Annotated in this window: 6 protein-coding genes; 4 read left to right on the top strand and 2 right to left on the bottom strand. The window is 74.2% G+C overall.

The genetic code is table 11. The features are described from left to right. Positions 1-311: 311 nt before the first annotated feature. Positions 312-2,951, bottom strand: coding sequence for a bifunctional acetate--CoA ligase family protein/GNAT family N-acetyltransferase (locus L2I40_RS12255; RefSeq protein ID WP_237215242.1), 2,640 nt, complete (start codon positions 2,949-2,951; stop codon positions 312-314). A gap of 100 nt (positions 2,952-3,051) precedes the next feature. Between L2I40_RS12255 and L2I40_RS12250 the strand changes: the two genes are divergently transcribed. Together L2I40_RS12250 and L2I40_RS12245 are read left to right on the top strand one after the other, a co-directional pair. Further along, complete coding sequence (locus L2I40_RS12250; RefSeq protein WP_237215241.1) at positions 3,052-4,002, top strand: alpha/beta hydrolase; 951 nt, start codon at positions 3,052-3,054, stop codon at positions 4,000-4,002. Between the two features lie 118 nt (positions 4,003-4,120). Further along, positions 4,121-4,720, top strand: a complete 600-nt coding sequence (locus L2I40_RS12245) for a hypothetical protein (protein ID WP_237215240.1) — start codon at positions 4,121-4,123, stop codon at positions 4,718-4,720. Positions 4,721-4,735: 15 nt separating this feature from the next. On the opposite strand, the gene L2I40_RS12240 is transcribed toward L2I40_RS12245, so the two are convergent. Continuing rightward, complete coding sequence (locus tag L2I40_RS12240; protein WP_237215239.1) at positions 4,736-5,905, bottom strand: amidohydrolase; 1,170 nt, start codon at positions 5,903-5,905, stop codon at positions 4,736-4,738. A gap of 35 nt (positions 5,906-5,940) precedes the next feature. Here L2I40_RS12240 and L2I40_RS12235 point away from each other — a divergent pair, with 35 nt between their 5' ends. Next, positions 5,941-7,773, top strand: coding sequence for an autotransporter assembly complex protein TamA (locus tag L2I40_RS12235; RefSeq protein WP_237215238.1), 1,833 nt, complete (start codon positions 5,941-5,943; stop codon positions 7,771-7,773). A 1-nt stretch (position 7,774) separates the two neighbouring features. Then, the coding region (locus tag L2I40_RS12230; RefSeq protein ID WP_237215237.1) for a translocation/assembly module TamB domain-containing protein at positions 7,775-9,773 on the top strand (1,999 nt) is incomplete at its 3' end.

The raw sequence follows: 9,773 nt of genomic DNA, 5'->3' as shown, positions 1-9,773 counted from the left end.
GGCAGCCCGAGCCATGGCAGCGCCGCCATCGCGCCCACCATCGAGGTCGCGCCGCCATGCCGGGTCGCGGCGCCCAGGCCGCGCAGACGCTCGAGGCGCGGGCGCCGCGGCGCCGCGCCGGCCGGGATCGGGGCATGTGTCATGCCGAGGCCAACGAGGCCCCGCGCCACGCGGTTCGGACGCCCGCCGGAAGGGCGCATGCACGAGGGCGTGCGGCGACGTCACGCCGTCGCGCGCCTCTCCGTCCCCGTCAGGCCGAGTGTACACCGATGCCTGCCCGGCCGCAGGTCAACGGCGCTTGAGCCGCGCGGTCAGACCTCGCGCCTCACCTCGAACACCTCCTCGTCCTCCGCGCTGCGCTTCAACGTGAAACCGAGACCCTGCACGAAAGCGAGCATCGGGGCGTTGTCGGCCAGCACCTGGCCCGCGATCACGCCGATGCCGTTGGCGCGCGCCCAGTCGAACAGCCGCTCCATCAGGTGCCGCCCGAGCCCCTGCCCCTTCATCGCGCGGTCGACGATCACCGCGAACTCGCCCGTCACGCCGTCCGGTTCGCGGATCAGCCGCGACACGCCGAGCAGGTCCTCGGTCCCGTCCGGACGCGACCGCACGGCGACGAAGGCCATCTCGCGGTCGTAGTCGAGCTGCGTCATCCGCGCGATCTGCTGCGGCGGCAATTCGCGCAGCTGGCTGAAGAAGCGCCAGCGTATGTCCTCCGGCGTCAGCCGCCGGAAGAAGGCGCCATGCGCCTCGGCGTCCTCCGGCCGGATCGGGCGGATCACGAATTCCTCGCCACGCTTGGCCCGCCAGCGCGTCACCCACTCTTCCGGATAGGGCGGGATGGCGAAGACGGAGCGCTCGCCCTCGGGACGCAGCGTGACGCTCGCATCCAGCGCCAGCACGCCGTCGGCGCGCGCCACCAGCGGGTTGACGCCGAGCGTCGCGATCTCCGGGAAATCCACCGCGATCTGGCTGAGGCGGACGAGCGCATCCTCCACCGCCTCCATGTCGGCCGGCGGATGGTCGCGATAGCCCGCAAGCAGCCGCGCCGCGCGGCTGCGCGCGATCAGCGCCTTCGCCAGCGCGTCGTTCAGCGGCGGCAGGTCGAGCACCTCGTCGCCGATCAGGTCCGCCGCCGTCCCGCCCAGGCCGAAGCCGATCCAGGGCCCGAACATCGCATCGTCGCCGAGGCGCAGCCGCAACTCCTCGCCGCGGCTCGCCTCGCGCTGCACGACGAAGCCCTCGAGCCGCGCATCCGGGCGCAACCGCTTCGCCGTCTCGACCATCGCCGCCGCGGTGTCGCGCAGCGCGTCGGCGCTCCGCAGCCCGAGCGCGACGCCGCCGACCTCCGTCTTGCGCGCGATGTCGGGGCTGCGGAGCTTGAGCACGACCGGCCAGCCGAGCGCACCGGCGGCCGCGACGGCGTGGTCCGCGCTCCGCGCCACGCGCCCCTGCACCACCGGCATCCCATAGGCGGCGAGCACGGCCAGCGCCTCGTCATCCGTCAGTTCGAGACGCCCCTCCGCCCGCGCCGCACCCAGGATCCTGGCCACCGCCGCACGGTCCGGCGTGAGCTTCAGCACCTCGCGCCCCGGCAGTTCCGCCGCCGCGATGCGGTTGCGCCGGTCCTGCCACAGATGGGTGGCACCGCGCACGGCGGCCTCAGGTGTCGGGAACACCGCAAGCCCCGCGCGCGCGAGCGCCATGCGCTGCGGCCCCGCCGTCGCCTGTCCGGCCCAGCAGACGAGCACCGGCGCGGCGCGCGTCGCCTTCGCCGCCGCCTGCAGCGCCTGCGCGATCGTCTCGGCATTCTCGCCGGCGACCGGTGCGTGCAACGCGATCACGGTGTCCACCTCCGGCAGCGCGGCGAGCATCGCCGCCGCCTCGCCGAGGGAGGTGCCGGTCAGCGGGCTCAGCGTGATCGGGTTCCGCCCGTGCCAGCCGGCCGGCAGCATGGCGACCAGGCTCGCCAGCGCCTCCCGCGGCAACTCCGCCAGCCGCGCGCCCGCGACCAGCACCGCATCGGCTGCCAGCTGGCCGAGGCCCGTCGCATTCGACACGATCGCGATGCGATCGCCGCTGCCGCCGCGCGGCGACAGCTTCACACGCGCCAGCGTCTCCGCCGCTGAGAGCAGGTCGTCGAGGCCGGAGACGCGCAGCACGCCGGCGCGGCGCAGCGCCGCCTCCATCACCGCATCCGACGTGCCGGTCGCATCGGCCAGCCGCCCCCCGGCCCGGATCGCGACCACGGGACGCGTGCGCGCCGTCGCGCGCGCGGCGGAGACGAACATGCGCCGGTTCTTGATGCGCCGAATGTCGAGCAGCACCGCCCCCGTCGCCGGATCGCGCGAAAGCCAGTCGAGCGCATGGGCGAAGCCGAGATCCGCGTTGCCGCCGATGCCGATGACATGGCTGAAGCCGACGCTCTCGCTCTCCGCCCAGTCGAGCACGGCGCGCGCCAGCGCGGAGGACTGGCAGACCAGCGCGAGCCTGCCCTTGCGCGGCGCCACATGCGCGAGCGAGGCGTTGAGCCCGATCGCGGGGACGCAGATGCCGAAGCTGCCCTGCCCCAGCGCGCGGATGCCGGTGCGCGCCGCGATCGCGCCGAGATCGGGGCAGGCGCCCGGCACCAGCGCGGCATGGCACCCCTTTGCCGCCAGCGCGGCCATCGCCGGCTCCACCTCGGCCGACGGCAGCGCCAGCACGGCGAGGTCGGGCGCCTCCGGCAGGTCCGCGATGGCGGCCACGCTCTCGAAGCCCTCATGCGCCATGCCGATCAGCGAGAGGCGTCCCTGGAAGCCGCCCGCGGCCAGGTTGCGGGCCAGCAGCGCCGCCGCCGGCTGGGCGGGGTCGGCAACCAGCGCCACGTGCCGGGGGCGGTAGAGCGCCTCCTCGCGCAGCTTCGTCCGGGTGGCGATGGTCGGCAGGACGGTCATGGTGCGATGCAGCATGCTCCTGTGCCGCCATCGGCCGCAACCGCCAGCGCGCCGCACCGCCACGGGTTGCCGGATGCGCTGCGCCGGCGTGGGATGGGTCGAGGAGACGCCGATCATGCCCGCACCCGACCCCCGCTGGGATCCCGAGATGCTCGCCTTCAGCGCGATGATGGAGGAGATCGGCGCGCGCCATCCGCCGATCGAGCTGTGCCCGCCGCTCGATGCCGCGCGCGCGACGACCGAGGCGCTCAACATCCCGCTCTGCGAAGGCGGCCCCGTCATGGCCGAGAGCGCGGATCGCTGGCTCCCGATCCGGGGCCGACGGCTGCTCTGCCGCCTCCACCGCCCGACGCACGGCCCCCTGCCGGTCCTCGTCTACCTGCATGGCGGCGGCTGGGTCTGGAACAGCATCGACACGCATGACCGGCTGATGCGCGAATACGCCGCCGGCGGGTGCGCGGTGATCGGCCCCGACTACGCGCTGAGTCCCGAAGCCGCCTTCCCGCAGGCGCTCGAGGAATGCGCGGCGGTGGTCCGCTGGGTCGCGCGCCACGGCGCGGAATGGGGTCTCGACACGTCGCGCATCGTGCTCGGCGGCGACAGCGCCGGCGCCAACCTCGCCATGGGCGCCGCGCTGCTGCTGCGCGAGACCGACCCGGGGCTGCGCCTGCGCGGCCTGCTGCTGAACTACGGCGTCTTCGATGCCGACTTCACGACGCCGAGCTATGCGGAGTTCGCCGACGGCTACTTCCTGACGCGCGAGAAGATGCGCTTCTACTGGGATTGCTACTGCCCGCGCCCGGCCGACCGGTTGAACCCGCTGGTGGCGCCGCTGCGCGCTGACCTCCGCGGCCTGCCGCCGGTTCTGCTCCACGTCGCGGAACTCGACGTGCTCGCCGCCGAGAACCGCGCCATGGCCGCGAAGCTGCGCGAGGCCGACGTCGCGCTGCAATACCGCGAATTCCCCGGCACCGCGCATGGCTTCCTGCGCGCGTTGAACCATGTGCGCGCCGCGCGCGACGCCGCGGCGGAAGGCGCGGCCTGGCTCCCGCGCGTGCTGGGCTGACGAAGACCCGTCGGAGGCAGCCCATGCGTGCCGAACCGGATTTCGAATTCCACTGACAGCCGCATCCGGGCGGCGTTAACGTCAGGCCCTCCGGACGCCGCCGGGAAGAGGTTCCCCCATGCCGACCAGGGTCTGCACGGAACCGTCGATCGAGGGCGGGACCTGCCGCATCAAGGCCACGCAGCAGGACATCCTGGTCTTCGCGCATGTGGACAGGTGCATGACCATCACCGTGGTGCTCGAGGACGGGTTGCTCGGCGGGCATGTCTCGATGTGCGACGAGGACACGTCGGAGCTGAATCCGACCCTCTCCATCACCAATTTCGCCACCAAGATGAAGGCGATGATCAGCGGGAAGATCATCAAGGTGATCTTCGTCGGCGCGAACACGCCGAAGGACCAGGCGGGGGGCGCGGCGCACTACACGCTGCGCCGGGCGCTCGAGGCGCTGGGCGCCGACACCAACAAGGCGGGCGGCGGCTACCTCTTCGTGGACACCTGCGACACGGAGCAGGCCTTCGACCTGTTCTTCGACCTCGGCACGCAGAAGATGACGATCCAGCGCTGGCGGGACGACAGGTCGCGCGACGCAACCGCGGCGCCGCCGATCCGCCAGGACGACATCCTGCTGCAGGACAGCTACGTCACCCTCGCCGGCAAGTACGACCTCGGCGCCGATGGCAGCCGGACACGGCGCGCCGTCAGGGCCACGGGCTGATCCGTCGCGCGCTGGCTACCCGGCGCGCAGCGCCCGCTTCGCGACTTCGGCCAGATAGCCGCTGGCGGCCGGCAGGATCGCGTCGTTGAAGTCGTAGCCCGGGTGGTGCAGCTCGCGCCCGCCTTCCGCCGGGCCGTTGCCGATCCAGACGAAGGCGCCGGGGACGCGCTTCAGGAACCAGGCGAAATCCTCGCCCGTCATCGCCGGCGGGACATCGCGCCGCACCGTCGTCACCGCGCCGGCCGCCTCCGCCGCCATCTCGCGCTCCGCCGGGTGGTTCGCCGTCACCTCGATGCCGGTGGACCAGCTGACCGACGCCTCGACGCCGAAGGTGGCGCCGATGCCCTGCGCGATGCGATGCACGCCGTCGCGGATCGCCTCCCCCGCCGCATCCTCGAGCCAGCGCGCCGTGCCCTTGAGCGTCACGCGGCGCGGGATCTGGTTCTGCGCCTCGCCACCTTCCACCACGGTCACGCTCACCACGCCGCCGGCCAGCGGATCGAGGTTGCGCGCCACCACCGACTGCAGCGCCACGATGCAATGGCCGGCGGCGACCATCGGGTCGCGCGACAGATGCGGCAGCGCGGCGTGCGAGGCATGCCCGTCGAACACGATGGCGAAGCGCGTGCCCGCCGCCATCACCGCCCGCTCATGCACCGCGACCGTGCCGGCCGGCAGGCCCGGCCAGTTGTGCCAGCCGAAGATGCGCTCCATCGGGAAGCGCTCGAACAGCCCGTCGGCGATCATCGCCAGCGCGCCGCCGCCGCCTTCCTCCGCCGGCTGGAAGACCAGCTGCACCGTGCCGCCCCAGGACGGGTCGTCCATCAGCAGCTTCGCCGCCCCCAGGAGCGCGGCGGTGTGGCCGTCATGCCCGCAGGCATGCATCACGCCGGGGACGGTGGAGCGCCAGGGCAGCTCCGCATTGAATTCCTCGATGGGCAGCGCATCCATGTCGGCCCGCAGCCCCACGCTGCGGTTGCCGCCCCGGCGCAGCGTGGCGACCACCCCATGCCCGCCGACGCCCTCGGCGATCTCGGTGACGCCCATCTCGCGCAACTTCGCGACGACGAAGGCGGCCGTCGCACCTTCCTCCAGCGTCAGCCCCGGATTCGCATGCAGGTGGCGCCGCCATTCGGCGAGCGTCGCGGCGAGTGTCGCATCCATGAAGCTGTGGTAGCCCTTCACGGCCGGACGCTCCACCCCCGGCCCCCCAACGCGCGGTGACCGTCATCCGGCTGCTGATCCTGCTTCTCCTGCTGTCCCTCCCCGCCGCGGCGCAGGAGACGGTGCTGCGCTACGCCACCACGCTGCGTCCGACCGGGGAGGCGGCGCTGGACCGGGCGCTGGAGGAGGCATCCCAGCTGCGCGCCCTGGCCGAGCCCGCCCCGGTGGACGCCTTCGGCCTGGTCGCCCGGGCCGAGGCCGAGCCCCGGCGGCTCGCGCAGGTGCTGCAGTCGGAAGGCTACTGGGCGTCCCGGATCGAGGTGCTGATAGACGGCCAGCCCGCCGACACCCCCGGCCTGGCGGAGCGCCTGACGGAGACCCGCGCGGCGGAGGTGCCGGTCGAGCTGCGGATCACGCCCGGCCCCCGCTACGTGCTCCGCCACATCGACCTGCGCCCCGCCTCGCCCGAGGATGCCACGTCGCTGGCCGGGATCGAGCCGGCCGGCCTCGCCGCCGGCGAGCCAGCCCGCGCGGATCCCGTTCTGGATGCGGAGGAGGCGCTGGTCGACGGGCTGCGGCGCGCCGGCTACCCGCTTGCCGCCGTGCTCGACCGGGAGGTGGTGGTGGACCATCCGGCGCAGGCGATGGACGTCACCTGGACGGTGGCGCCCGGCCCCCGCGCCAGCTTCGCCCGGCCGGCGGTGGAGGGGGACACGCGCGTGGACCCCCGCCTGCTGGACCGCGTCGCCGGCCGGCTGGAGGGCGAGGCCTATTCGCCGCAGGCACTGGAGCGAGCGCGGCGCGACCTGCTGCGGCTCGGCGCCTTCGACACGGTGCGCGCGCGTCCCGCCGACCGCCTGGACGCCGCGGGCCGGCTGCCGGTGACCTTCGCCGTCACCGACCGGCCCCGCAACGCCGCCGGCATCACCCTGGCCTGGGAGACCGAGTTCGGCCCCTCCGGCCGCGTCTTCTACGAACGCCGCAACGTCTTCGGGAACGCCGAGACGCTGCGGCTGGAGGCCGAGGCCTCGCGGCTCGGCACCGGCAACCCCGGCAGCACGGAGGACGCCAATTGGCGCATCGGCGCGCTGTTCCGGCGCCCCGCCCTGTTCGACGGCCGCACGACGCTGATCGCCGAGGTCTTCGGCATCCGCGAGCGCCTGAAGGCCTATGACCGCGACGCCTTCGTCGCCTCGCTGCAGTTCGAGCACCCGCTCGGCGAACGCTGGTCGGTGCGCGGCGGCCCGATCTTCGAGAATGGACGCATCGGCCGCGACGGCAACCTCGAGCCCTTCACCCTGGCCGGACTCGTGCTGGCCGCGCGCTACGACGGCACGGACTCGCTGCTCGACCCGCGCCGCGGCATCCGCTTCGACGCGGCCGCCACGCCCTATGCCGACCTCGGCGAAGGTGGCGGTTTCGTCCGCGCGCTCGGCACGCTGCGCACCTATCTCGACGTGACCGGCGACGGCGGATCGGTGGTCGCGCTGCGCGGGACGCTCGGCTCGCTGATCGGTGCGGATCGCTCCGTGCCGCTCGACAAGCGCTTCTACAGTGGCGGCGGCGGATCGGTGCGCGGCTACACCTTCCAGTCCATCGGGCCGCGCGACGCGCAGAATCGCCCGCTCGGCGGATCGAGCCTGATCGAGGGCTCCGTGGAACTGCGCCAGCGCGTCTCCGGCCCGTTCGGCGTCGCGCTGTTCCTCGATGCCGGCAGCGTCGGCGAGACGGAGACGCCCGATCTCTCCGGCGTGCGCTACGGCGCCGGCCTCGGCCTGCGCTACGCGACGGCCATCGGGCCGCTGCGCGTCGATGTCGGCGTGCCGCTGAACCGCGAGAGCGGCGAGTCGAGCTTCGCCGTCTATGTCGGGCTCGGGCAGGCCTTCTGAGGTGCGCCGCCTCCTCCTGCTCCTGCTGCTGCTGCTCGCGTCCCCGGCTTCCGCGCAGGGCCTCGCGCCGGTCACGCGCTTGCTCGAATCCCTCGTCCCCGGCCTGCAGGTGGAGGGGCTGACCGGCGGCGTCTCCACCCGCCCCGCCTTCCGCCGCCTGACGCTGTCCGACGCGCAGGGCGTCTGGCTGGAGATCGAGGATGGCCGGATCTCCTGGTCACCCACGGCCCTGGTGCGCCGCCGCCTGGAGGTGGAGGAGCTGACCGCCGCGCGCATCACCGTCTTCCGCGCGCCCGTCTCCGACACGCCGCAGCCCGCGCCGCAGCAGGCGCCGCCGCCTGGGCAGGTGATCCCTGCCTTGCCGCAGCTTCCCGTCGCGGTCCGCCTCGACCGCCTGGCCATCGAGCGCATCGAGCTCGCCGAGGCGCTGCTCGGCCGCGCGCTTGCGCTGCGCGCAACGGGCGGGCTGCGCCTAGACGACCAAGGTCTCGACCTGTCGCTCGATGCGCTTCTGATCGACGGCGGCGCGGCCTTCACGCTGCAGGCCGCGCTGCGTCCCGCGACGGGGCGGCTGACCGCGAATGCCGCGCTGCGCGGCGATCCGGCCGGTCCGCTCTCGCGGGTGCTCGGCCTCGGCGAACGCCCGCTCGTCCTCGACCTCTCGCTCGACGGACCGGCCGAGGGCGCCACGCTCCGCCTCGCCGCCAATGCCGGGGAGCGCATCACGGCCGAGCTCTCCGGCACGATCGCCGCACCCGACACGTCGCGCTTCTCCGCCCGCCTCGAAGGCCGCGTGGATGGCGCGGGTCTCGTCGCCGGGCCGGCCGCCGATCTCGCCGGTCCCTTCGACATCCGCTTCGACGCCGCGCGCCTGCCCGACGGGCTGATCGACCTGCGCGACCTTCGCCTCGCCGGTCCGCCGGGCGTCATCCAGGCCGAAGGCCGCCTCGACCCCGAGCGCGACCGCACCGCGCTTCGCCTGCGCGCCGCGCTGCCACCCTCCTCCGTCTTCACAGCCCTCCTTCCCGACACGGTCGGCTGGACCGCGCTGGAAGCCGAGGCCGAGGTGACCGGCCCCCTCTCCACGCCGACCATCGCCGCGGAGCTGCGTCCCGCCGGCCTCACCTCCACAATCCCGGCGCTCGGCACGCTCGCCGGCCCGCAGCCGCGCGCGACGCTGCGCGCCACGCTGCCCGACCAGTTGCACCTGCTGACGCTGGCCGGCCAGGCGATCCAGGCCGAGGCGCGCGGCCGCGTCGGCGACACGCTCGACCTCATCTTCGCCGCCGACCTCGCCGCCCCCGGCGAGGCCATCCCCGGCCTGTCCGGCGCGCTCACCCTGCGCGGCACCGCGACAGGTCCCGCCGCCGATCCCTCGCTCACCCTCGCCGTGCAGTCGCAGCGCCTCGAAGCGGGCGGGATCGCGGTGGAGGCGCTGTCGCTCGACGCGCGGATCGCCACCCCGGCCTCGCGCCCCGACATCGATCTCCGCGCGACCGGCACGCTGCAGCAGCTTCCGCTCGCCGTCACGCTGCGCGCCACGCCCGACGGCGACTGGGTGACGCTGCAAACCGCGGAGGCGACGCTCGGCCCCGCGCGCCTCGCCGCAAGCGGCCGCGTGCAGACCACGACGCGTCTCGCCGACGGCGAGGCGACGCTCGTCGCCGAGGACCTGGCCCCACTCTCCCGCCTGCTCGGCCGTCCGCTCGCCGGCGCGATCCGCGTCGAGGCACGCGGCACGCCGCGCGAAGGCCGCCAGCACCTCGCGGCACGCCTGGTCCTGCCCCGCCTCGCGACCGAGGGCGTGGAGGCGCGAGACGTCTCGGCAAACATCGAAGGCAGCCTCGCCGCGCTCGACCTCGCCGCCTCCGGCACGGTGAACGCCATCTACGCTGAGACGCGCGCGAAGCTGACGGAACAGTCCGACGGCGCACGCCGCCTCGACATCGCGACGCTGCGCGCCGTGGCGGCCGGCGAGACCATCCGCCTCGCCGCGCCCG

The organism is Falsiroseomonas oryziterrae (assembly GCF_021864505.1).
Lineage (GTDB): Bacteria > Pseudomonadota > Alphaproteobacteria > Acetobacterales > Acetobacteraceae > Falsiroseomonas > Falsiroseomonas oryziterrae.
This window is presented reverse-complemented; position numbering and strand designations above follow the sequence as displayed.

Coding starts and splice junctions, on each gene's coding strand:
- L2I40_RS12255 (WP_237215242.1), bottom strand. CDS start 2,951: ATGCTGCATCGCACCATGACCGTCCTGCCGACCATCGCCACCCGGACG.
- L2I40_RS12250 (WP_237215241.1), top strand. CDS start 3,052: ATGCCCGCACCCGACCCCCGCTGGGATCCCGAGATGCTCGCCTTCAGC.
- L2I40_RS12245 (WP_237215240.1), top strand. CDS start 4,121: ATGCCGACCAGGGTCTGCACGGAACCGTCGATCGAGGGCGGGACCTGC.